Origin of the sequence: Nevskia soli DSM 19509 (assembly GCF_000711955.1) — a bacterium.
Taxonomy (GTDB): Bacteria; Pseudomonadota; Gammaproteobacteria; order Nevskiales; family Nevskiaceae; genus Nevskia; species Nevskia soli.
The window spans coordinates 33,543-54,844 of record NZ_JONR01000031.1; the positions used below are offsets into that span (position 1 = coordinate 33,543).

20 protein-coding genes are annotated in these 21,302 nt (G+C 67.2%); 16 read left to right on the forward strand and 4 right to left on the reverse strand.

Translation table 11 applies throughout. The features are described 5' to 3' along the window. Positions 1-127: 127 nt before the first annotated feature. Positions 128-1,528, reverse strand: a complete 1,401-nt coding sequence (locus tag BP26_RS0116275) for an aminotransferase-like domain-containing protein (RefSeq protein WP_029921632.1) — start codon at positions 1,526-1,528, stop codon at positions 128-130. Positions 1,529-1,880: 352 nt separating this feature from the next. Here BP26_RS0116275 and BP26_RS0116280 point away from each other — a divergent pair, with 352 nt between their 5' ends. The 11 genes from BP26_RS0116280 (at position 1,881) to BP26_RS0116330 (ending at position 13,479) form a co-directional block, all read left to right on the forward strand. Next, complete coding sequence (locus BP26_RS0116280) at positions 1,881-2,363, forward strand: MSMEG_0572/Sll0783 family nitrogen starvation response protein (RefSeq protein ID WP_029921633.1); 483 nt, start codon at positions 1,881-1,883, stop codon at positions 2,361-2,363. A gap of 29 nt (positions 2,364-2,392) precedes the next feature. Continuing rightward, complete coding sequence (locus BP26_RS0116285) at positions 2,393-3,499, forward strand: Nit6803 family nitrilase (RefSeq protein WP_084183156.1); 1,107 nt, start codon at positions 2,393-2,395, stop codon at positions 3,497-3,499. Next, a complete protein-coding gene (locus tag BP26_RS0116290) occupies positions 3,496-4,656 on the forward strand; it encodes an MSMEG_0568 family radical SAM protein (protein ID WP_211254947.1) in 1,161 nt (386 codons plus the stop codon). The genes BP26_RS0116285 and BP26_RS0116290 overlap by 4 nt, the downstream gene beginning before the upstream one ends. A gap of 25 nt (positions 4,657-4,681) precedes the next feature. Then, positions 4,682-5,242 (forward strand): MSMEG_0567/Sll0786 family nitrogen starvation N-acetyltransferase, encoded by a 561-nt coding sequence (locus tag BP26_RS0116295; protein WP_036517160.1) that lies wholly within the window; start codon positions 4,682-4,684, stop codon positions 5,240-5,242. A 2-nt stretch (positions 5,243-5,244) separates the two neighbouring features. Beyond that, positions 5,245-6,261: a sll0787 family AIR synthase-like protein gene (locus BP26_RS0116300; RefSeq protein WP_036517145.1), complete on the forward strand. Its 1,017-nt coding sequence runs from the start codon at positions 5,245-5,247 to the stop codon at positions 6,259-6,261. Continuing rightward, on the forward strand, positions 6,254-6,541 hold the full coding sequence (locus BP26_RS0116305; protein WP_029921638.1) for an MSMEG_0570 family nitrogen starvation response protein: 288 nt from the start codon (positions 6,254-6,256) through the stop codon (positions 6,539-6,541). The genes BP26_RS0116300 and BP26_RS0116305 overlap by 8 nt, the downstream gene beginning before the upstream one ends. A gap of 13 nt (positions 6,542-6,554) precedes the next feature. Next, complete coding sequence (locus tag BP26_RS0116310) at positions 6,555-7,838, forward strand: MSMEG_0569 family flavin-dependent oxidoreductase (protein WP_245611824.1); 1,284 nt, start codon at positions 6,555-6,557, stop codon at positions 7,836-7,838. A gap of 148 nt (positions 7,839-7,986) precedes the next feature. Next, positions 7,987-9,336, forward strand: a complete 1,350-nt coding sequence (locus BP26_RS0116315; RefSeq protein WP_029921640.1) for a LysM peptidoglycan-binding domain-containing protein — start codon at positions 7,987-7,989, stop codon at positions 9,334-9,336. Between the two features lie 190 nt (positions 9,337-9,526). Beyond that, positions 9,527-10,387 (forward strand): DUF1003 domain-containing protein, encoded by an 861-nt coding sequence (locus BP26_RS0116320; protein ID WP_029921641.1) that lies wholly within the window; start codon positions 9,527-9,529, stop codon positions 10,385-10,387. 95 nt (positions 10,388-10,482) lie between these two features. Continuing rightward, positions 10,483-12,516, forward strand: coding sequence for a tetratricopeptide repeat protein (locus BP26_RS0116325; protein WP_029921642.1), 2,034 nt, complete (start codon positions 10,483-10,485; stop codon positions 12,514-12,516). Between the two features lie 177 nt (positions 12,517-12,693). Continuing rightward, positions 12,694-13,479: a MipA/OmpV family protein gene (locus BP26_RS0116330; protein ID WP_036517146.1), complete on the forward strand. Its 786-nt coding sequence runs from the start codon at positions 12,694-12,696 to the stop codon at positions 13,477-13,479. Between the two features lie 27 nt (positions 13,480-13,506). Here the strand turns inward: BP26_RS0116330 and BP26_RS27735 are convergent, their stop codons facing one another. Together BP26_RS27735 and BP26_RS0116340 are read right to left on the reverse strand one after the other, a co-directional pair. Then, the gene (locus BP26_RS27735; protein WP_051749067.1) at positions 13,507-16,101 is read right to left on the reverse strand and encodes an EAL domain-containing protein; all 2,595 of its coding nucleotides are present in this window, start codon (positions 16,099-16,101) and stop codon (positions 13,507-13,509) included. Between the two features lie 168 nt (positions 16,102-16,269). After that, complete coding sequence (locus BP26_RS0116340; RefSeq protein WP_029921645.1) at positions 16,270-16,938, reverse strand: DUF1345 domain-containing protein; 669 nt, start codon at positions 16,936-16,938, stop codon at positions 16,270-16,272. 361 nt (positions 16,939-17,299) lie between these two features. Here BP26_RS0116340 and BP26_RS0116345 point away from each other — a divergent pair, with 361 nt between their 5' ends. Then, positions 17,300-18,466, forward strand: a complete 1,167-nt coding sequence (locus tag BP26_RS0116345; RefSeq protein WP_084183159.1) for a DUF5131 family protein — start codon at positions 17,300-17,302, stop codon at positions 18,464-18,466. 19 nt (positions 18,467-18,485) lie between these two features. Here BP26_RS0116345 and BP26_RS0116350 read toward each other — a convergent pair whose 3' ends face one another. Further along, the gene (locus BP26_RS0116350; protein ID WP_157572567.1) at positions 18,486-19,088 is read right to left on the reverse strand and encodes a Pycsar system effector family protein; all 603 of its coding nucleotides are present in this window, start codon (positions 19,086-19,088) and stop codon (positions 18,486-18,488) included. Positions 19,089-19,507: 419 nt separating this feature from the next. Here BP26_RS0116350 and BP26_RS0116360 point away from each other — a divergent pair, with 419 nt between their 5' ends. From BP26_RS0116360 to BP26_RS0116375, 4 genes are all read left to right on the forward strand, one after another. Continuing rightward, entirely contained in the window at positions 19,508-19,858 is a 351-nt protein-coding gene (locus BP26_RS0116360) for a hypothetical protein (RefSeq protein WP_157572568.1), read from the forward strand. 87 nt (positions 19,859-19,945) lie between these two features. Next, entirely contained in the window at positions 19,946-20,194 is a 249-nt protein-coding gene (locus BP26_RS0116365; RefSeq protein WP_029921650.1) for a DUF1653 domain-containing protein, read from the forward strand. A 93-nt stretch (positions 20,195-20,287) separates the two neighbouring features. Next, positions 20,288-20,713, forward strand: coding sequence for an organic hydroperoxide resistance protein (locus tag BP26_RS0116370; RefSeq protein ID WP_029921651.1), 426 nt, complete (start codon positions 20,288-20,290; stop codon positions 20,711-20,713). A gap of 32 nt (positions 20,714-20,745) precedes the next feature. Continuing rightward, a complete protein-coding gene (locus BP26_RS0116375; protein WP_029921652.1) occupies positions 20,746-21,201 on the forward strand; it encodes a MarR family winged helix-turn-helix transcriptional regulator in 456 nt (151 codons plus the stop codon). Positions 21,202-21,302 lie beyond the last annotated feature (101 nt).

The window sequence follows — 21,302 nt, forward strand, 5'->3', positions numbered from 1 at the left end:
GCGGCCTTCTTTTTTTTGCTTGCCGTTTTTGCCCGCGTGACGATGGAACAGTATCCATACGCGGACATTTGGCGATGATGACAACGGTGCGATTTTCATGAGACGGGCATGTAGCCGCCGCTGCCGCTCACAACACCGTCGACGCCACTTCCGGCAATTGCTCCAGCGCATCGGCGATCAGTTCCAGCGAATGCCGGCAGTCCGCCCGCGTCGCGGCGCCGCCCAGGCAGACGCGCACGGCTTCCGGCGGGGTGGCGGTGATGGCGAAGGCGTCGCTGCCGACCACGCCGATGCCGCGGGTGCGCAGGTGGGTGGCGAAGTCGATGCGGTTCCATGGCGGCGGCAGCCTCAGCCAGAGATGGAAGGCTTCGGGCTTGGCGTAGTAGCTGCCGCGCGGCAGCAGTTCGGCGGCGATCTTCTGCCGCGCCTGCGACTCGCGACGGATGGCGTGGAGCATGGCGTCGGCGCTGCCGTCGTTGATCCAGCGCGTGGCCAGGGCCACGGTCAGTGGCGCGGCCATGATGGTGGTGGCGCGCAGCGTTGAGATGAGGCGCTTGGCGGCCCGTGCTTCCGGCGCCACCAGGTAGGCGATGCGCAGGCCGGCGCCGAGGTGCTTGGCCAGGCCGCTGACGTAGTAGGTCAGCTCCGGCGCCAGGCTGGCCATCGGCGGCGGCGCCTTCACCGGCAGCAGGCCGTAGGCGTCGTCCTCGATGATCGCCACGCCGTACTGCCGCGCGATCGCCACCAGCGTCTCGCGCCGGGCCAGCGGGATCACCAGGGTGGTGGGGTTCTGGTAGGTGGGATTGAGGTACAGCGCCTTGGGCCGGTGCACGCGGCAGGCGGTTTCGAATTCCTGAGGGATGACGCCGTCGGCATCCATCGACAGGCCATGCAGGCGGATGCCGAATTGCGCGCTCAGCGCCTTGACGCCGGGATAGGTGATGTCCTCGCAGCACATCACTTCGCCGGGCCGCACCAGGGTGCTGAACAAGGCTACCAATGCGCCCTGGATGCCGGGACAGATCAGTACGCGGTCGACGGCCAGGCCCGGCAGCAGCGGCCCCAGCCAGCGTGCGCCGGCATCGCGCTCTTCCGCGCTGCCGCCGAATTCCTGGTAGCGCAGCAGGCTGGCGATGTCGCCCTGCTCGGCCACTTGCATCAGGCCGCGCCGCAGCCGCGCCTGCAATGCCGGCTCCTGCGGTTCCGGCGGCAGGTTCATGGTCATCTCCACCAGACCCACGGTGCGCGCGCTGCGGTTGGTCAGCGCGGCGGTGGTGGCGCGGATGAAGCTGCCCTGGCCGGCCTTGCTGTCGATCAGCCCGCGCGACTGCGCTTCGGCATAACCGCGCGCGGCGGTGGTGTAGTTGAGGCCCAGCTCCCGCGCCAGCAGGCGCAGCGGCGGCAGGCGGTCCAGGGCGGTGAGGCGGCCGCTGCGGATGTCGTCGGCGATGGCGTCGGCCAGGGCGAGGTAGGCGGGCTTGTCGCTGTCCTTCAGGCTGGCTTTCCAGCGGGGGGCTTGCTCTGACATGGCTTCGGGGCGGCTCGGTGATGATTGGATGTGGTGCGATCAACTTCCCGTCATGTGCTGCAATCATCATGCCGGTGCGATGACGCTCCGCCTTAGTGCGCCTGGGAAAAATGCTGATCCAGGATGCGGCACGCACCGCGACGGCGCTCGCCGTAATGATCGCATTTATGTGCGATCAATGGCCTTGCCGCGCGTTTTCCCTCAGCGCATCGCCATCAAAAAATCCTGCAAAACCATTCGCTAAGGCCAGTGATCGCAACTTGATCGGATGCCGCGTGCGCGCCAGGGCATATCGGTTGCAGCCCTATAGGGGCATTCCGCAATTCACTGCCGCACCAACCAGGAGATGACGATGCCCGCAGTAGCCACCCCCGCAACCAAGAAAGGCGATTTCTTTGTCGATTACGAAGAGAAGGTCTTTGAAGACGTCAAAGCCAAGCCGGGTGAGAAGGCGCTGGTGACGTTCCACACCGTGGCCTTCGAAGGCTCCATCGGGCTGGTCAACATCCTCCAGGCCAAGCGCCTGCAGCGCAAAGGCTTCGAGACCGCCATCCTGCTCTACGGCCCGGGCGTGACCCTGGGCATCCAGCGCGGCTTTCCAACCATCGGCGACGAGGCCTTCCCGGGTGCGCAGAACTTCGGCAAGCAGCTCGCCGCGTTCATGGAAGAGGGCGGCAAGGTCTACTGCTGCCGCTTCGCCCTGCAGATGCTCTACGGCCATGGCGAGCATTCGCTGCTGCCGGGCATCAAGCCGATCAACCCGCTCGATGTGCTGGACCTGATCCTGCTCTATCGCAACGACAACGCCTTCATGATCCACACCTGGACCGTGTAAGACCGCGCTCAACGTCCAGGACATTCGCCATGACCGCGAAATCACCATTGCCGGCTGCGCCGGCGGGAATCGTCCGCGCAGCCGCTGTCCAGCTCAATCCGGTGCTGGACAGCGCCGACGGCACCATCGGCAAGGTGCTGGACGCCATCGCCGCCGCCGCGGCGCGCGGCGTGCAGCTCATCGTCTTTCCCGAGACGGTGGTGCCGTACTACCCGTACTTCTCCTTCGTCACGCCGGCGGTGTCGATGGGGCCGCCGCACCTGAAACTGTACGAGCAGGCGCCGACGGTGCCGGGGCCGATGACCGAGGCGGTGAGCGCCGCGGCCAAGGCCCATGGCATGGTGGTGGTGCTCGGCGTCAACGAGCGCGACCACGGCACGCTGTACAACACGCAACTGGTGTTCGACGCCGACGGCAGCCTCGCGCTGAAACGGCGCAAGATCACGCCGACCTATCACGAGCGCATGGTCTGGGGCATGGGCGACGGCTCCGGCCTGCGCACGGTGGAGACGGCGGTCGGCACGGTGGGCGCGCTGGCCTGCTGGGAGCATTACAACCCGCTGGCGCGCTACGCCCTGATGGCGCAGCACGAGCAGATCCATTGCAGCCAGTTCCCCGGCTCACTTGTCGGCCCGATCTTCTCCGAGCAGATGGAGGTGACCATGCGCCACCACGCGCTGGAGTCCGGCTGCTTCGTGGTCAACGCCACGGCCTGGCTGACGCCGGAGCAGGTCAAGGCGCAGGCGCCGACGCCGGAGCTGGAGAAAGCCTTCGCTGGCGGCTGCTACACCGCCATCATCTCGCCGGAAGGCCGGCACCTGGCGGAGCCGCTGCGCGAAGGCGAGGGCATGGTCGTCGCCGACCTCGACTTCGCCCTCATCACCAAGCGCAAGCGGATGATGGATTCGGTCGGGCATTACGCCCGGCCGGAGTTGCTGAGCCTGCAACTGGATCAGCGTAGCGCGGCACCGCTGGCGATGACCGGCGCGCCGGCTGCCCTGGCGACGGCCGACGCCGGCGCGCTGGAGGCACAGCGCCTCGCCCGTTACCTCGATGGCGCACCGCCGCGTGCGGCGGACGGCATCGAAGCTGCCTACTTGAATGCCCTTGCCTCATTCACCGGGAGACCCGCATGAGTACCACCGCCCCCGTCCTCGCCCCGCTGCGCGCCAATGAAGCCGCGCAGTACCTGATCACCGAGATGCAGGCCAGCGGCCTGCGCCTGGAAGACCCGGCCGCCGGCGCCGCCGCGCGCAAGGGTGGGGCGGGCCCGACCGATCACAAGGCGGTGACGGTGGACGGCCGCACCGTGATGGTGCCGGTGCACAGCGATGCGGCGAAGGCTTCGCCCTTCCTGGCACGGGCGCCGGATGCGCGCGGCGTCAGCGTACTGGAGCGTAACGGCCTGGCGGTGGCGCGCATCGAGTTTCCGCGCCAGCCGCGCTTCTACAGGTTGCAGACCTTCGACGGTGTGCCTTACTCCAAGATCGCGCAGCTGCACGGTTCCGATGTGCTCGCCACCACCGTGTTGCAGACCTGCATCCGTTACGGCCGGCGCAGCACCTCCTGCCAGTTCTGCGCCATCGGCGAATCGCTGAAGGAAGGCCGCACCATCAACCGCAAGACGCCGGAGCAGCTCGGCGAGGTTGCACGGGCGGCGGTGCTGCTCGACGGCATCAAGCACATGGTGATGACCACCGGCACGCCCAACTTCACCGATCGCGGCGCGCAGATCCTGTGCGAGAGCGCTTTCGGCGTGAAGGCGGCGGTGGACCTGCCGATCCAGGGCCAGTGCGAGCCGCCGGACGACCCGCGCTGGTTCCAGCGCATGAAGGACGCCGGCATCGACGCGCTGGGCATGCACCTGGAGGCGGTGACGCCGGAAGTGCGCACGCGCATCATGCCGGGCAAGGCCAGCGTCAGCGTGCCGGAATACCTGCATGCCTTCGGCGACGCGGTGAAAGTGTTCGGCCGCGGCCAGGTCAGTACCTACATCCTCGCCGGCCTGGGCGACACCGACGAGGCCATCCTGGAGATGTGCGAGACGCTGATCCGCATCGGCGTCTATCCCTTCGTGGTGCCCTTCGTGCCGGTGGGCGGCACACCGCTGGCCAATCATCCCACGCCGAACGCCGCCGCCATGCGCGGCCTGCTGGCGCCGTTGGGCCGCATGCTGGTGGAAGGCGGCTTGAAGTCCGCCGACATCAAGGCCGGCTGCGGCAAGTGCGGCGCCTGCTCCTCGCTGGCTTCCTACGAAGCCGGCGCCGCGGCGGTGCGCGCCCATGCCGCCTGAAGTGATCGCGATCAAGCGCGCGGCGATGGACTGGGTGCCCGGCATCAATGTCGCCGCGCACAGCGCCTACGTGCCCAGCGAATACATCGTCAAGCTGGTGACGGAACGCTGGGAGCAGCGCGAAGCCGCGCGCCTGCGCCGGGCCGTGTTCTGCGCCGAGCAGGGACTGTTCGATCGCGACGACCGTGACGAGATCGACCGCCATGCCACCACCATCGTCGCCGTGTCCTGCGTCTCCGGCATGCCGGAGCAGGTAGTCGGCACCGTGCGCATCCATGAAGACGCGCCTGGTCATTGGCAGGGCTCGCGCCTGGCGGTGCTGCACGAGTACCGCCGCGTCGCCCAGCTCGGCACCGAGCTGATCCACCTCGCCGTCGGCACCGCCCATGCGCGCGGCGCGGTGCGCTTCACCGCGCAGGTGCAGGCGCAGAACGTGCCGCTGTTCCGCCGCCTGCACTGGATCTCGCTGGAGGAAATCATTCTGCGCGGCAAGCCGCATCACCGCATGGAGGCCGATCTTGCGCACTATCCGCCGTGCAGTACCGGCGAACGTGGCTTCGTCACCACCCTGCGGCAGGCGGCCTGAGCATGAATCCAGGGGCGGATCTCGCGGCGCTCGCACAGGGCCTGCGCGACAGCCGCGGCGTTGCGCACAAGCGCGACATCGCGGCGGTGGTGTCGACCCTGGGCATCGCCGATCCGCAAGCCGTCATCGCGGTGGGCGACGACTGCGCCGCCATTCCCGATGGCGATGGCTACCTGCTGCTGGCCATCGAAGGTTTCCTCAACGAATTCGTTTCCGCCGAGCCTTACTTCGCCGGCTGGTGCGGCGTGATGGTCAACGCCAGCGATATCTACGCCATGGGTGGCCGGCCGCTGGCGGTGGTCGATGCGCTGTGGAGCGATGGCGCGGAACGCGGCAAGCCGGTGCTGGAAGGCCTGGCCGCCGCCGCGCGTACCTACGGCGTGCCGGTGGTAGGCGGGCATAGCAATGCGCGCTGCGATCGCGCGCAGTTCTCGGTGGCCATCCTCGGCCGCGCCAGAAAATTGCTGAGCAGCTTCGAGGCGCGGCCCGGCGATGTGCTGCTGGCCGTCACCGATCTGCGCGGCGGTTACCGCGAACATTTCTCCAACTGGGATGCCAGTTCCGGCAGCGACGCACGGCGCCTGCGCGGCGACCTGGAACTGCTGCCGCAGATCGCCGAGGCCGGGCTGTGTCGCGCCGCCAAGGACATCTCGCAAGCCGGCCTGCTCGGCACGCTGCTGATGCTGCTGGAGTGTTCCTGCATCGGCGCCACCGTCGAGCCGGGCAGGGTGCCGATGCCGCCGGACGTCTCGGCGGAACGCTGGCTGCTGCATACCTTTCCCAGCTACGGCTTCCTGCTGGCCGTGCCGCCGGCCAACGTCGCCGCCGTGATGAGCCGCTTCGCCGCGCGCGACCTGGCCTGCGCCGCCATCGGCATGTGCGAGGAACGTCGCCAGTTGCGCCTGCGCGATGGCGGCGAAGAAGTGCTGGCCTGGGATTTCCAGCACAGCGCGTTGATCGGCTGCGGTCCCGCGATTTCCACTTCCCCTGCTCCCGAACCGGAGACCTCCCATGCCTGAAATGAGCTTCCGCGTGCGCTGGCCCGACGCCAGCGAGCAGCTGTGTTATTCGCCGTCCTCTACCACGCGCGACTTCTTCACACCGGGCGAAGCCTATCCGCTGGACGAGTTCGTCGAGCGCAGCCGCCGCGCCCTCAACCTGGCCAGCGAGCGCGTGCGCCAGCGCTACGGCTACGCCTGCAGCAGCGCCGCCGCGCAGTTGCAGCAGATCGAACAGACCGCCGCCCGTTTCGCCGCCACGCCGGATGCGCGCGTGACGGTGCAATCCTTTGAAGAGTAGTGAGACGAGACCGATGAACATGCACAGAAGCGAACCCCTCCCTCCGCAGCGCGTGCCGGTGGCGATCATCGGCGGCGGCCAGGCCGGCCTGTCGATGAGCTGGCACCTGAAGCAGGCCGGCATCGAGCACGTGGTGTTCGAGCGCAAGCGCTGCTTCAGCGAATGGCGCGAGGCGCGCTGGGATTCCTTCTGCCTGGTGACGCCCAACTGGCAGTGCCGCCTGCCGGGCTTTCCCTATGCGGGGCCCGATCCCAAGGGTTTCATGCTGCGCGAACAGATCGTCGAATACCTCGACGCCTATATCGCCAGCTTCAAGCCGCCGGTGCTGGAAGGGGTGGAAGTCACCCGGGTGGAGCGCGATGCCGAAGGCGGGTTCCACCTCAGGACCAGCGCAGGCGATTTCATCGCGCAGCAAGTGGTGCTGGCCAACGGCGTCTACCAGGTGCCGATCATCCCGCGCTCGGCCGAGCGGCTGCCGCCACACATCCTGCAACTGCATTCCTCCAACTACCGCAATCCGCAATCGATGCCTGCGGGCGCAACGCTGGTGGTGGGCAGCGGCCAGTCCGGCTGCCAGATCGCCGAGGACCTGCACCTGGCCGGGCGCCAGGCGCACCTCTGCGTGGGCCGGGCGCCGCGCTCGCCGCGCGTCTACCGGGGTCGGGAAGTGACCGACTGGCTCACCGAGTCCGGCTACTACGACATCCCCTACGAGAACCACCCGCAGAAGGCCACGGTGCGGGAGAAGACCAACCATTACCTCACCGGCCGCGACGGCGGCCGCGAGATCGACCTGCGCCAGCGCGCCCTGGAAGGGATGAAGCTGTATGGCCTGTTCAAGGGCGTGGAGGGCCCGCGCTTCCTGTTCGAGCCGGACCTGACCCGCAACCTGGCCGAGGCCGACCGCTCCTACAACAACATCCGCGAGCTGGTCGACAAGCACATCCGCGACCAGGGCATAGACGCGCCGGTCGAGCCGCCCTATGTGCCGGCGTGGACGCCGCCGCACGATCCGGTGGAGCTGGACTACGAGGCGGCGGGCATCACCAGCATCGTCTGGGCCATCGGCTTCACCCCGGACTACCGCTGGGTGGATCTGCCGGTGTTCAACGGCCGCGGCCAGCCGGTGCAGCGCCGCGGCGTCACGCCCGTCGCCGGCGCCTATTTCCTCGGCTTGTCCTGGCAGAACACCTGGGGCTCGGGGCGCTTCGCCGACGTCGGCAGGGATGCCGAGTACCTGTTCGGGCATATCGCGGCGGCGCTGGCGGGGAGTGAGCGGCGGGTGCAGGCAGCGTGAAGCGGCACATCCCGGGCCGCTGATCCTTCGACGCCCTTGTTCCGGTTCCCGCAGTTTTGTAACGTACGCCCATTCAAATAAGCACCTTCCGCCAGCGATGCCGCGGCGGGTGCAACGGCGGCTTACGGGACACTCGGGGAGTTAGGGCGTGGTGCGATCCAGGACTGCATGCTGGCTGCCGGCGGCGCTGCTGCTGTGCCCGCTGGCCCATGCCCTGTCGGTGGACAGCCGCAGCCAGATGCACGCGGTGATCGGCCAGCCGCTGTCGCTGGACCTGCCGGTCAGCTTCGCCGGGCTCAACGCCAATGCGGTGACGGTGCGGGTCGCGCCGGGACCGGACCTGCCGGACGAGGAAGAGGTGGTGGCCGAGTCGGTGCAGGCGGTTTACGACCCGCAGCGGTCGGTGGTGCACCTGGGTACGGCGCGGCGCGTGATGGTGCCGGCGCTGAGCCTGCACTTGGTTATCACCGCCGGCGCCCTGGTGGTGAACCATGATGTCGACGTGCTGGTCGACGTGCCGGACCTGCGCGCGCAGCACACGGCGCGTACCGAGGCGGCCATCTCCGCCGCCGTGCCGCCGCCGGCCGTGGACGAAGCCGCGGCGCAGGGCATCCGTGTGCTGGCCATCCAGAAGCCGGAAACCCCGCCTGCCCGCGGTTATGGCGATGCCGCCGGCAAGCCCATGCCGGTTGCCGCTGCCGCCGATGCGGGGCGGCCCATTGTCACTCCCCCGCCACCGCCGCCGCCGCCCGATCCGCGGCCGAAGACCTGGCAGGTGCGTTCCGGCGACAGCCTGAGCGGCATCTCGCGGCGCCTGGCGCAGATCTACGAGGTCTCGCCGGAGGCGATGTCGCTGGCGCTGTATGAGGCCAACATCGGCGCATTCGCGGAGAAGAACCCGGAACAGGCTGTTCCCGGCAGGTGGCTGCAGGTGCCGGAAGACTATGTCTCGCGCGGCGAGCCGGTGGACCGGGTGGCGCAGTTCCGCGCCTGGCTGCGGCAGCCGCGCGGCGCCTGGCAGCCGCATTCCTATCTGCCTTTCGGCCCCGGAGCGCCGGCGCCGGCCGCGGCGCCGCATCCGGATTTCATCGGCGCCATCGCCCTGGTGGCGGGGGTGGCGGTGCTGCTGCTGGCCGGTGTCCTGCTGCTGCGCCGGGTGCGGGTGCGGCCGCTGCTGACCCGCTATGTGCCGATGTCGGCGGTGCAGGTGAAGAAGGTCAAGCGCATCATTATCCCGGCGCCGCCGCCGCGGCGCGGCCTGTCGCAGGGCTCGGTGACCGAGAAGCTGCGCATCAAGCGCCTGCGCGAGATGCTGGACAACTACCCCTTCCGCTCGGATATCCGCTACCGCCTGGCGCAGCGCCTGCACAAGGCCGGCGACGGCCGCACCTTCGCCCAGATCGCCCCGCCGCTGCGGCCCTCGCTCAGTCCCGAAGCCTGGGCGCGGGTTTGCGCCATGGGGCGGGAGCTGTTGCCGGACGATCCGCGCTTCCGCTAGGTGTGGTGAATGTGCCGCGCCAGAGTGCGCTGGCGCACAAGTCGGACTGCCGGGGCCTCATACCCTGCTGTACGATCCCCATCGGGACCTGTGGCCCGATTCATGCCCTGTCCGGGTATATGCGGGAGCAGGGCAAGGGGCGTGCGGGGGATGCCGCGCGGGATTTCACTGCTTTTAGCCGGATGTGGCCATGCAGATTCATGTCGAGCTGAAGAAGGTGCCGCTGTTCAAGGGGCTGAACGACAGCGATATCGAGGCGTTGGTCGGGCGCCTGAGCATCCGGCGCGTGCCGGCAGGGCAGGAGATCGTCTCCAAGGGCAATGTCGGCAGTTCCATGTTCGTGGTGCTGGAAGGCTCGGTGCGGATTTTCCTGCCGGCGGCGGAGGAGGGCGAGCAGCCGATCGTGCTGAAGGAACTGAGCAGCGGCGGCTTCTTCGGTGAGATGGCCCTGCTCGAGCGCGAGCCGCGCACCGCCAGCGTCGAGACCCTGAGCGAGGTGGTGCTGGGCGAGTTGTCGCGCGAGGGCTTCGTCGATTTCCTGCAAAGCTCCAGCCACGCCATCATGGCCATGCTGGGCGAGATGTCCGGGCGCCTGCGCGCCACCACGCGGCTGCTGGAGCTGCCCACCGCCCGCGACATCAACCGCGAGGCGGACGAAAAGCTGACCTGGGGCCAGCGCCTCGCCGACCGCGTGGCGCAGTGGAACGGCAGCTGGTCCTTCATCGCCCTGCTGCTTGGCCTGACCGGGCTGTGGTGCGCGATCAACGCGTTGGAGCACATCGCCTTCGACCCTTACCCCTACCAGTTCTTCAACCTGTTCCTGGCCATCCTGGTGGCCTTGCAGGGGCCGCTGATCATGATGAGCCAGAACCGCCAGTCGGTGAAGGAGCGCCTGCATGCCGAAACCGACTACATGGTCAACCTGAAGAACGAGATCGGCATCGCGCAGATCCTGCGCGAGGTGACGCAGCTGAAGGAACAGCTGTACCTGCGCGAGATGGGCGAGTACCGCTCGCGCTCCGAGCCTCCCACCGAGGGTTGGGGCGACTGAGCCCCGGCGCCGCCGCACGGCGGGACCGGCGTCCGCAAAGGCACGGCATTTCCCGGTAAAGTAACGCCTATCGGGAACGGGGCTTAATTTTCGGGATGCAATCGTTTTTCGCAGAGCTGCAGCGCCGCCACGTCTACAAGGTCGGGGCGATGTACGCCGTCGCCGGGTGGCTGCTGGTGCAGGTGGTGACGCAGGTGCTGCCGGTATTCGACGTGTCGCCGCTGGCGCAGCGCATCATCGTGCTGCTCATCGTCGCCGGCTTCCCGGTGGCGCTGGTGCTGTCCTGGCTGTTCGACATCACGCCGCAGGGTATCGTGCGCACCGGCGAACAGACTTCACCGGTGACGCCTGATGCCGCCGCCGCGCCGCCCGCTCGCCGCGAGCGCCTGCTCAACTACGTGCTCGGCGGCATGCTGCTGCTGGCCGGCGCCTACATGGTGGCGGAGCGGGTCTGGCTGCGCCCGGCGGTCACTGCCGCCAGCAAGTCCGTGGCGGACAAGTCCATTGCCGTGCTGCCGTTCGAGAATCTCTCCGACGACAAGGCCAATGCCTATTTCGCCGAGGGCATCCAGGACGAGATTCTGACCAGGCTGTCCCGCATCGGCGCACTGCGCGTGATCTCGCGCGGCTCCACCCTGCAGTTCGCGGCCAGGCCGGGCAACCTGGCCGACGTGGCGCGTCAGCTCGGCGTGGCCCATGTGCTCGAAGGCAGCGTGCAGAAGATCGGCGACGCCGTGCACATCAACGTGCAGCTGATCCGCGCCGCCACCGACGACCACCTGTGGGCCGAGACCTACGACCGCAAGCTGGACAACGTCTTCGGCGTGGAAGCCGAGGTGGCCCAGGCCATCGCCCAGGCCTTGCAGGCGCACATCACCGGCGGTGAAGCGCAGACCGTTGCCGCCAAACCAACCGAGAATGCCGCCGCCTACAATGCCTACTTGCGCGGTCTTGGCGCCGAGCGGCAGGCAATGAACGGCGCCACCAGCCAGAGTTTGGCGCAGTCGATCGCCGCCTACTCCGAGGCGGTGCAGCTCGATCCGACTTTCGCGCTGGCCTGGGCGCGCCTGTCGATCATCAAGAGTTACGGCTACTTCAACCTGTTCAATCGCACGCCCAAGCTGCTGGACGAGGCGCGCGAGGCCGCCGATACCGCTTCCAGGCTGAATCCCGAGATGGGCGAGGCCTACCTCGCGCAGGGTTACTACCGCTACTGGGGGCTGCTCGACTTCAATGGTGGCCTGGCCCTGTTCAACCAGGCCTTGCAACGCCTGCCCAACAATGCCGATGCGCTGGCCGCGATCGCCTATATCGAGCGGCGGCAAGGCAAGTGGCAGGAATCGACCGATCATCTGGAACAGGCCACCCGCATCGATCCGCTCAACGTCGGCATGCTGATGGGGCTGGCAAGCAACTACGATTCGCTGCGGCAATTCCCGCAGGCGCTGGCGGTCTATGACCGGGCCCTTGTGGCGGCGCCGGACAATGCCAATGTGATCGCGGCGAAGGCCGGCGTGCTGCAGGACGCCGGCGATTTCGACGGCGCCTCCGCTCTGCTCGCGAAGCTGCCGGATGTCAATGACAATCCGGGCGTATTCCAGGCCAAGCTGCAGCACCTGATCCGGGGGCGGCAATACGATCAGGCCATCGCCATGATCAAGGGCTACAAATCGAAGGCCGCCGACCCCTTGCAGGACCCGGTGCAGATGTCGAACAACTTCTTCCTGGGCTTCCTGATGATCTGGACCGGCAAGCCGCAGGAAGCGCAGGCCCCCTGCAAACTGGCGCTGGAGTCCCTCAATGAGATGCGTACAACAGAGGCCGATGACGCCAAGCTGGGCTCGCCCTACGCGGCGACCTATGTCTGCCTCGGCGACAAAGCCATGGCTCTGCATGCGGCCACCCGGGCGGTCGAACTCAACGCCAATGATGCGCTGGAGCGTGCCAATTCCGAATCCCTCCTGGCAATAATCCAGGCCTGGACCGGAGATCTCGATGCGGCTTTTGCTGCCCTGCCGCGGTTGCTGCAGGAACCCGGTGGTCTCAATCGATCGGAACTCCAGGTGAGCCCGTTCTGGGATCCGCTGCGCAAGGATCCGCGCTTCGCGGCATTTGCTGCAAGCAAGTAAGCCGTTCCTGCGCAGTCACACAACTGCAACCAAATACGTTTTCAGAAGTCTTTAGTGCGGGGGGACGCCATGTTCCACCGGTGGGCATGAGGTCCGCCAACTCGACGACTAAGGACGGTCATGAACACCCAGACCCGGTACAGGGCCGCTGCGATTACGTTTGGGCTGCAACTTTTTATGCTGGCGCTACCGGCGCACGCGCAAACCCCAGGGCCGACTCCGGAGTGGCATTTCTCCGAAGGGCATCTGCTCGACGCCTACACCAAGGACGAACCGCCCAAGTGGGACCGTGTCCTCGGCATCGCTGCCCAGACCGCGCCCAAGTACGAGGGCGGCAATGCCTATACCACATCGTTCGGGCCGACCTTCGATATCCGTTACCGCGACATCGCCTTCGCTTCCGCCGGCGAGGGCTTCGGCGTCAACCTGCTGCACGACAAGACCTACCGCGCAGGCGTGGCCCTGGCCTACGACCTCGGCCGCAACAACAGCGACGATCATCACGTCGGCGAGCTGGGCAATTACTCGATTTCGCCCGAGGCCAAGATCTTCGCCGAATACCTGCTGTTCCCGGTGACCTTTCGCATCGACCTGCGCCATTCCTTCGGCGGCCAGGGTGGCTACATCGGCGATATCAGTTTCTACACCCCGGTGGCGGGCAAGGACGGCAAGTACTTCGTCTTCGCCGGCCCTTCGATGACGTTCGCCGACGCCAACAATCTGGGCCACACCTTCGGTGTCAGCACCGCGCAGTCGGCCAAGTCCGGTTATCCCACGCATTACCTGGGCAGCGGGGTGCGCAGCTACAGCTTCGGCGTCAGCGGCGGCTATTTCTTCACGAAACACTGGTTGTTCGAAGGCTTCGTTTCCGGCGAGCAGCTGGTCGGCGGTGCGGGCACCGCGCCCTTCGTCCAGCAGCGCGGCCAGCTCAATCTTCAGCTCACCACCGCCTATCGCTGGTAGCGGGCCCGGAGCGGGGCGGCGTCCGTCTCAGGCCGCCGCGGCCAGGCTCATGAAGCGGTCGGCCGATACCGCCGCACTGTAGTAATAACCCTGTGCCTCATCGCAACCGCGGTCGCGCAGGTAGGTTTGCTGTGCCAGGTTTTCCACGCCTTCGGCGATGACGCGGATGTTGAGGCTGCGCGCCATGGCGATGATGGCGTTGATGATGGCGGCGTCCGTGGCATCGGTCGCCAGGTCGCGCACGAAGCTGCGGTCGATCTTGATCTTGTCGATGGGGAAGCGCGTCAGGTAAGACAGGCTGGAATAGCCGGTCCCGAAATCGTCGATCACCACGGTTACGCCCAGGGCGCGCAACTGGTGCAGCGTGGCGGCGCTCTCTTCGGGATTGCGCATCAGCATGCCTTCGGTGATTTCCAGCTCCAGGTGGCGCGGCGCCAGGCCGCTTTGCAGCAGCGCCGAGCGCACTACCTCGAGCCAGTCCTGCTGCTGGAACTGGCGCGGTGAAACGTTCACCGCCAGTACCAGCGGCCGCCCGGTATGGCGCTGGATGCGCACCGCCTCGCGGCAGGCGGTCTTCAGCGCCCATTCGCCCAGCGGAATGATCTGGCCGGTTTCCTCGGCCACCGGGATGAAGCGCGCCGGGGCGACGTAGCCGTGTTCCGGATGCTTCCAGCGCAGGAGCGCCTCCATGCCGACGATGTTGCCGGATTTCAGGCAGATCTCAGGCTGGTAGTGCAGCGACAATTCCTCGTTCTCCACCGCATGGCGCAGGGCGCTGCCCAGGGCCAGGCGGTCGACGGTTTCCTGCAGCATGGCCTCGGTGAACCACTGCATGTTGCTGCGGCCCGCGGCCTTGGCATGGTACATCGCCACGTCGGCGTGCTTGAGGAGAGCCGAGGTGTCGTCGCCGTCCCGCGGATAAAGACAGCCGCCGATGCTGGGTGTAACCAGCAGTTCGTGCCCCTCGATCGTCACCGGCGTAGAGATGGCCTCGGTGATCTTGGCCACCACCGGCATCACCTCCTCGCGGCTGTGCACGTCGGTGATGACGATGACGAATTCGTCGCCGCCGAGGCGGGATACGGTGTCGATGTCGCGGATCGACTGCTTGAGCTGCTCGGATACCTTGAGCAGCAGCTGGTCGCCGAACTGGTGGCCGAGCGAATCGTTGATGCTTTTGAAATGGTCGAGGTCGATCATCAGCACCGCCACCTGGCTGCCGAGGCGGCGCGATTGGCGCATCGCCATGTCCAGGCGGTCCAGCAACAGGGCGCGGTTGGGCAGGCCGGTGAGGGTGTCGTGCTGGGCGGTATGGCGGATATAGGCTTCCACGCGCTTGCGTTCGGTAATGTCCTCGGCGGTGCCGACCACGGCGAAGATGCGGCCGTCCTTGTACAGCGGGCCGGCACTGAAGGCGATGGCGACGCGCGAGCCGTCGGCGCGCACGATCTCGGTCTCTTCGCTGCGGATAGAGACACCGTCGCGCAGGATGTCGCTGAACATGCCGGCCATGTCCTCCACCTGTTCCGGCGCGATCAGTGCCGAATAGGCGCTGCCGATGAGCTGGCCGCCGCTGTAGCCGGTGATCTCGCTGGTGCGCTGGTTGGCCATGGTGAAGTGGCCCTGCAGGTCGATGACGTAGATGGCATTGGTGGCGCTTTGCATCACCCGCTCACGGAATTCATTGGCGCCGCGCAGTTCCTCCTCGGCGTGGCGGCGGTGATGCACCATGTCGTTGAAGATCACCGCCAGTTCGCCCAGCTCGTCGTTGGTGCGCACCTCGATCTGGTGGTCGAGCCGCCCCACCGAAACGCGCAGTGCACCGTCGCGCAGGCCGCGGATGGCGTCCTCGATGCCGCGCGAGATCCACCAGGACACCCCGAGGCCGCACAGCAGCAACAGCAGCGCGGAACTCACGATCAGGGCGGCCAGGGCCCTGCGTACCAGGCGCGCGCCGTCGCCGAAGTCACTGGAGAACTGGTTTTCCAGGCGGGTGAGGTTGGCGGTGATATCGTCGAGGGTCGCCAGCAACTGGTCCTGGCGTTCGCGCGTCAACTGGCCCGAGCTGATGGCCTGGTGCACCGTCCGTCCGCAATCCAGCAGCCGCAAGACGTAGTCGTCCGACTCGGCCCAGATCGCCATGGCCGGGGCGAAGGCACTGGAATCGCCGAAGCGCCGGAACAGGTTGACCATGTAAGGAATGTCGTCGGTGGAATTGCCCCCGTCGAGGAAGCCCTGCTGCACGATCGCGGGATCGTAGGCCGCCTTGCCCATCTCGATGCGTGCCGTGCGATCGCCCAGCGGCAGGCGCATCGAATCGAGGTAGCGGCCGTAGTCCTGCTCGTCCTGCGTGCGCAGATAGCGCAGCAGCCAGTAAACGCCGTCCTTCTGGCCCTTCGACCACAGGCCCTCGCCGCGGATATAGCCGCGCACGCCGGAAGCCAGGTTGAGCGACATGTCCATGATGCCGAGCAGGCCGACGATGGCCGCGCTGAAGACGAACACCATGGTGGCCAGCTTGGCGCGGATCGACAGGTTGCGCAGGAAGCCTTCGGGCAGGCGGCGCGGTGCTTTCGTCGCGACCGCGTTGTTGCCGCCGGGCGCGGCGCGCGCCGGGTTCATACGGAGAGGCGGCCGGACCCATCCCGGCGGATGCATGTGGATAACTTCATGGGTTGCATCCTAGGGGGTCCACCCCAGGCCGCCTATGGTGTTTTTTTATACCGGCGACAGCCGGTATGTTTCCACCCCGCCTGCGGCTGAGACAGCCGCGGGCGGGCCCCTCAAGGGCTACAGCAGGCCGATGGCGCGGGACACCAGGATCGCCACGATCAGTAGCGAGATCACCGCCTGGATCATGGTCAGCAGCTTGGCCCAGCGCGACAGCACCGGCGTATCGGTAGGGGAGAAGGCGGTGCTGGTGTTGAAGGCCAGGAACAGGTAGTCGATGAAATGCGGCGACCAGTTGCGGTCGCGCAGGGTCGGGGTCGGTTCGGCCATCTGCGGGAACAGGAAGGCGCCGTCGCTGTGCCGTCCACGCTGGTCGCGCTGGTGCGGGCCGCCGGCATCCAGTCGCCAGTACCACAGGGCGAAGACCAGCACGTTGCTCAGCCACAGCACCCCGGCGGAGCGCAGCAGTTCCTGCGGCCCCTCGGTCTTGGACGGCAGGCTGCGCATCAACAGCACCAGGGACAGGATCATGGCCAGGGTGACGACGGTGCTGACGGCATAGCCCAGCACCACATTGATGCGGCTGCGTCCCAGGCGCAGGGCGATCATCGACGGTGTGATCAGCGCCAGCACCAGCCCCACCACCAGCCAGCGCGGCCCCACCATCATGGTGTCGGGGAGGGAGGTGAAAGCACCTGTCAGGGCCGCCAGCGCTACCAGGGCCGGCCAACGCGGCTCCGGTGTGGCGGCGGCGTCCTGCCTGGAATTCCGAACGGGTGCTGTGCTCATGGTCTCGGGCGGCCTGCCCAGGACGGGATTGCCCGGGACCACTCGATGATACCGCGTAGCGCCGGTGCGATCGCGCCACAAAGTGCCGCAGCTTGTCAGTCATTCCGCATAAATGTCAGGCGGAAACGCCGCGGCGGCATCGCCGTGCCCGCGCCTTTGCGCCGGCCATGACCGGCACCTCACCGGTGCCGACTCGATCGCCCGTGGCGAAGGGGTTCTTTGCTGGAGGGGGAAATCGTACCGGCTGGTCCCCATTAGGCTGTTTCTGCCCAAGCCGGTTGGCCCCGCCCTTGCTAAATGGAGCCCAGGGGCAGGGAAGGCGGCCCCGTCATAAAACGGGCCGGATCATCAGCGGGACCTGATGCGCCGGTTCACACGGCCGGGACTGACCTTGGGTCTGGAAAGCGGGCAATTGCTGCCGGAGATTCGCCTCACCGATCGCGAGCTGCTGCGCCGTCGCGAGGAGAGCCTGTCCCACAGCGAACGGCCGTGGAACGTGGTGCTCGGCTGTCAGCCGGTGTCGGAAGGCTGCGTCGCCTGCCTGGCGCAGGCGCGGCTCGACGTGCACAACGCCAACGCCGGCCAGACCGTCGACTGGTCCCGCCGCGGCGCCGCGGTGGAACTGGAGCAGGCCCTGACCGAGCCGGCCGCGTGGTCCACGCCGCAGCGGGTGATGATCGCGCCGCTGTCTGACCTGTTCCAGCCGACGGTGAGCGGCTTGTTCATCGAGCGCGTGCTCAAGGTGGTGGCGGCGCATCCGCAGCATGTATTCCTGCTCACCACCCGCTACCCGCGGCGCATGCGTGAAGCGCTGCAGGCGCATCCGGCGCCGCAGAACCTCGGCATCGGCGTCTCGGCCGAGGATGCCGCAGCCCTGGAAGAACGGCTGCCGTACCTGTTCGATATCGAGGCGCGCTGGCGCCACCTGCTGCTGGAGCCGCTGCTGTCGGCGGTGGACATCGAGCGCATCGAGCTGCCCACCCGCGACATCCTGTGGCCGCTGGAAGGCATCGTGCAGCAATACCTCGGCCTGGATGCCGACAACCAGCCCCAATGGCTGCCCAAGAGCGATCCGCTGCGGCGCCTGCCGCCGCTGGACTGGGTCATCGCCGGCGGCGAACGCGGCCGGGCGCCGCGGCCGCCGCACCCGGCCTGGCTGCGCACCATCCGCGACGCCTGCCTGCGGCAGCGCACGCCCTTCTTCTTTCGGGGCTGGGGTGATTACGTGCCGACGCGCAAGCCCGACGCCGAAGATCCGGGGTTGATGGTGGTGTCCGAGGATGGTGTGCGCCGCGGCCGCGGCGCCGGCTCCGCCATCAATCATTTCGCCATCGGCGCTACGGATGTGCACTTCACCAGGCTGGCGCGGGGCGACGAGCCGATCCAGTTCTTCCTCGATGGCCGGCGCCACCTCGGCATGCCGGAGCAGCGCGCGCCTGAGCGGCGGCTGTCGCCCTCCGACGCCTCGATACTGGAGCGGGAGCTGCAACGGTTGACACCGCCGGCCCTGGCGAGGAAGCCCGGCTAAGCGGTGCCGGGACTGGCGTTCAGAGCGTTATCGCGATCCATACCAGCACGCTGCCCGCCAGCCCGGCCATGAAGCTCATGTAGCCGAGCCGCAGCCAGCGGTACTTGCTCTTGGCCAGGAAGCTGCCGAGCAGGTAGATCTCGCGCAGCTGCGCCTCGTAGGCGGTGGAGGCGCTGGACATGGTCTGCTCCATCGTCTTCAGGAAATCGCCGTAACTCAGGCGGGTGAAGTCGCCGAAGAACAACGGATTGAAGCCCGGCGCCTGTGGCAGTGCGGATTTGGGGGTATCGCCCGCGCGGAAGAACTTGGGCATGGTGGTCAGCGCGGCGAAGGCCACCGACACCAGGCAGCCGGCGATCAGCACCATCGCCGGCCAGCGGTAGCGGGCGTCGGCAAGGTGGGTGGCGCTGAGGGTGACCAGGATCGAGCTGATGGTCAGCAGCATGTTCGCCTTGCTGTCCGCCATCATGCTCAGCTGCACGTGATAGACGCGCGTCTGGCGGATCAGCTGGTCGTTGTAGGAAGCCATGTCCGCGGTGAAGGCGGGCGGGGAGGCCGCGGCGGTACGGTCGGCGGCGAGGGGATCGGCAGCTTGTTCGATCAGGCCTGGTGCATTCTTCACGCGGTATACGCCCATGGAGTCAGTCGGAAGAGGCCTGTGGCAGCCGGCTTGCGCCGCCGCCGCGACGGCCACCCGCCGGGCCGTGAATTCGTTCGATTCCCTTCTTCCGGAGCCCAAAATATTTTGCTTCCGGATGGCGGGATTGTACAGGAAGCCGCGGCAAATCCCGTGCGCCAGGGCACAGTTCGCGGAGCAGTTCCCGCTGGTACCGGCCGCTATCGCGCTGTGCTTTCTACGCAACGTCGTCGCGCAAAAGATTGTGACAACCCTGGTCCCTCTGTTACGGCCGCGTCGGCAGTGCTAATTTGCTCCTGAATCCTGCCGGGGTTTACAAAATGCTTCCAAGATCGGGCAATGGTCGCGTGTTGGCGCGCTGGCGATCGATGGCGTTGCTCGCCGCTTTGTTGCCGGGCCTGTGCTTGGCCCAAGAGACGACGGCAGTCAGGCCGCCGCTGAAGATCGACGTGCCGGCGGCGGTGGCGGCGACGCTCGATATGCCGGACGATCCGAATGCGGTACGCCTGCCGGGATTCGTGGTGCAACACAAGCGCTCGATCGCCAACCTGCTGCCCTGTCTCGGCTGCGGCGGCACGCAGAAGGTGCCGATGCGCCTGATCCTCGACTTGGCGGATTCGGTCAACGCCCTGTTCGTGGTGCCGACCGGTAAGCGGCCTGATGATCCGGCGGACGGCTCGCTGCAATGGGCCCACTTCTACATGTGCACCCAGGGCAATCCGCTGGGCTGTGCCTACCGGCCGCAGGATCCTTGATGCGGTGCTGATCGCTGCCACGCTGCAAAACGGCGGCGCATTCCGGACAATGCCGTTCGCATCCGCCGACAGGTTTCCGTGCCCGCCATGAGCCATTCCGACTTCAAGCCCGGCGTTTACCGCCATTACAAAGGCAAGCACTACCTGGCGCTTGGCCTGGCCCGTGAGGACGAGACCAATGTCACCGTGGTGGTCTATACCCGGCTGTATCCGCGCGAAGGCCTGCCGATGAGCACGCGCCGGCTGAGCGTGTGGAATGAAATGATCACCGCCGAACCCGGCGGCCGGCCGCAGCCGCGCTTCGCCTTCGTCGGGCACGAAACCCCAGGCGACTGAACTCCTCCGCAGGACCCTCAGGAGGGCGGGGCTTGCAATTTATATTGCACGCAATATAATTGTGTAAAGTTCAACCCACCAAGGAGCACCGCAATGAGCACCCTCTACAAGACCAAGGCCATCGCCGTCGGCGGCCGCAACGGCAACGTCCACACCGAGGACAACCTCCTCTCCACCCGCCTGGCCCTGCCCAAGGCCATGGGCGGCAAGGAAGACGCGACCAACCCGGAGCAGCTGTTCGCCGCCGGTTACGCCGCCTGCTTCGGCAACGCCGTGCTGCATGTGGCGCGCTTGCAGAAGATCGCGCTGAAGGACGCGGACGTGGAGATCGACGCCGAAGTCGGCATCGGCCCGCGCGCCGAGGGTGGCTTCAAGCTGGAAGTTTCCCTGAACGCCATCCTCACCGGCGTCGATCAGGCCACGGCCGAGAAGCTGGTGGAGACCGCGCACCAGGTCTGCCCGTATTCCAACGCCACCCGCGGTAACATCGACGTGGCGCTGAGCGTGCAGACGCGCTGAGCCTTCACCAAGACCAGGACGGTAGGGACGCGATGAGCAAGAAAGACGATCAGGCGCTGCAACTGGATGCACAGCTGTGCTTCCCGCTGTACGCCGCGTCCAACCTGCTCACGCGCCTCTACCGGCCGCTGCTCGACGAGTTGGGCCTGACCTACCCGCAGTACCTGGTGATGCTGGTGCTGTGGGAGCAGGCCCCGGCCAGCGTCGGCGAACTGAGCCAGAAGCTCTACCTCGACAGCGGCACCCTGACGCCGCTGCTCAAGCGCCTGGAAGCCGCCGGCCTGGTGCGCCGCCGGCGTTCGGCCGAAGACGAGCGCCGCGTCGAGGTTTCATTGACGCCCAAAGGGTTGGCGCTGAAGAAGCAGGCCCAGGACATCCCCGGCGCCATGGGCTGCCGCATCGGCCTCGGTGCCGAGGAATTCGTCAGCCTGCGTTCGGAACTGCGCGGCTTGATGCACCTGCTGGGCGAGGCCCACGCAAAGATTTGAAGCGCGGAAGCCGGATCGGCTTCGACCGGGGCGCGAAGGCTTTCGTGAAGCGGAGGCTGGGGTGTAAAGGTCTCGCCACCAGGGCCCTTCCGGGGCGCGTA

What these genes read in the sequence shown, in the direction of transcription:
- BP26_RS0116275 (WP_029921632.1), bottom strand. Translation starts at nt 1,528, where the DNA reads ATGTCAGAGCAAGCCCCCCGCTGGAAAGCCAGCCTGAAGGACAGCGAC.
- BP26_RS0116280 (WP_029921633.1), top strand. Translation starts at nt 1,881, where the DNA reads ATGCCCGCAGTAGCCACCCCCGCAACCAAGAAAGGCGATTTCTTTGTC.
- BP26_RS0116285 (WP_084183156.1), top strand. Translation starts at nt 2,393, where the DNA reads ATGACCGCGAAATCACCATTGCCGGCTGCGCCGGCGGGAATCGTCCGC.
- BP26_RS0116290 (WP_211254947.1), top strand. Translation starts at nt 3,496, where the DNA reads ATGAGTACCACCGCCCCCGTCCTCGCCCCGCTGCGCGCCAATGAAGCC.
- BP26_RS0116295 (WP_036517160.1), top strand. Translation starts at nt 4,682, where the DNA reads ATGGACTGGGTGCCCGGCATCAATGTCGCCGCGCACAGCGCCTACGTG.
- BP26_RS0116300 (WP_036517145.1), top strand. Translation starts at nt 5,245, where the DNA reads ATGAATCCAGGGGCGGATCTCGCGGCGCTCGCACAGGGCCTGCGCGAC.
- BP26_RS0116305 (WP_029921638.1), top strand. Translation starts at nt 6,254, where the DNA reads ATGCCTGAAATGAGCTTCCGCGTGCGCTGGCCCGACGCCAGCGAGCAG.
- BP26_RS0116310 (WP_245611824.1), top strand. Translation starts at nt 6,555, where the DNA reads ATGAACATGCACAGAAGCGAACCCCTCCCTCCGCAGCGCGTGCCGGTG.
- BP26_RS0116320 (WP_029921641.1), top strand. Translation starts at nt 9,527, where the DNA reads ATGCAGATTCATGTCGAGCTGAAGAAGGTGCCGCTGTTCAAGGGGCTG.
- BP26_RS0116325 (WP_029921642.1), top strand. Translation starts at nt 10,483, where the DNA reads ATGCAATCGTTTTTCGCAGAGCTGCAGCGCCGCCACGTCTACAAGGTC.
- BP26_RS0116330 (WP_036517146.1), top strand. Translation starts at nt 12,694, where the DNA reads ATGCTGGCGCTACCGGCGCACGCGCAAACCCCAGGGCCGACTCCGGAG.
- BP26_RS27735 (WP_051749067.1), bottom strand. Translation starts at nt 16,101, where the DNA reads ATGAACCCGGCGCGCGCCGCGCCCGGCGGCAACAACGCGGTCGCGACG.
- BP26_RS0116340 (WP_029921645.1), bottom strand. Translation starts at nt 16,938, where the DNA reads ATGAGCACAGCACCCGTTCGGAATTCCAGGCAGGACGCCGCCGCCACA.
- BP26_RS0116345 (WP_084183159.1), top strand. Translation starts at nt 17,300, where the DNA reads ATGCGCCGGTTCACACGGCCGGGACTGACCTTGGGTCTGGAAAGCGGG.
- BP26_RS0116365 (WP_029921650.1), top strand. Translation starts at nt 19,946, where the DNA reads ATGAGCCATTCCGACTTCAAGCCCGGCGTTTACCGCCATTACAAAGGC.
- BP26_RS0116370 (WP_029921651.1), top strand. Translation starts at nt 20,288, where the DNA reads ATGAGCACCCTCTACAAGACCAAGGCCATCGCCGTCGGCGGCCGCAAC.
- BP26_RS0116375 (WP_029921652.1), top strand. Translation starts at nt 20,746, where the DNA reads ATGAGCAAGAAAGACGATCAGGCGCTGCAACTGGATGCACAGCTGTGC.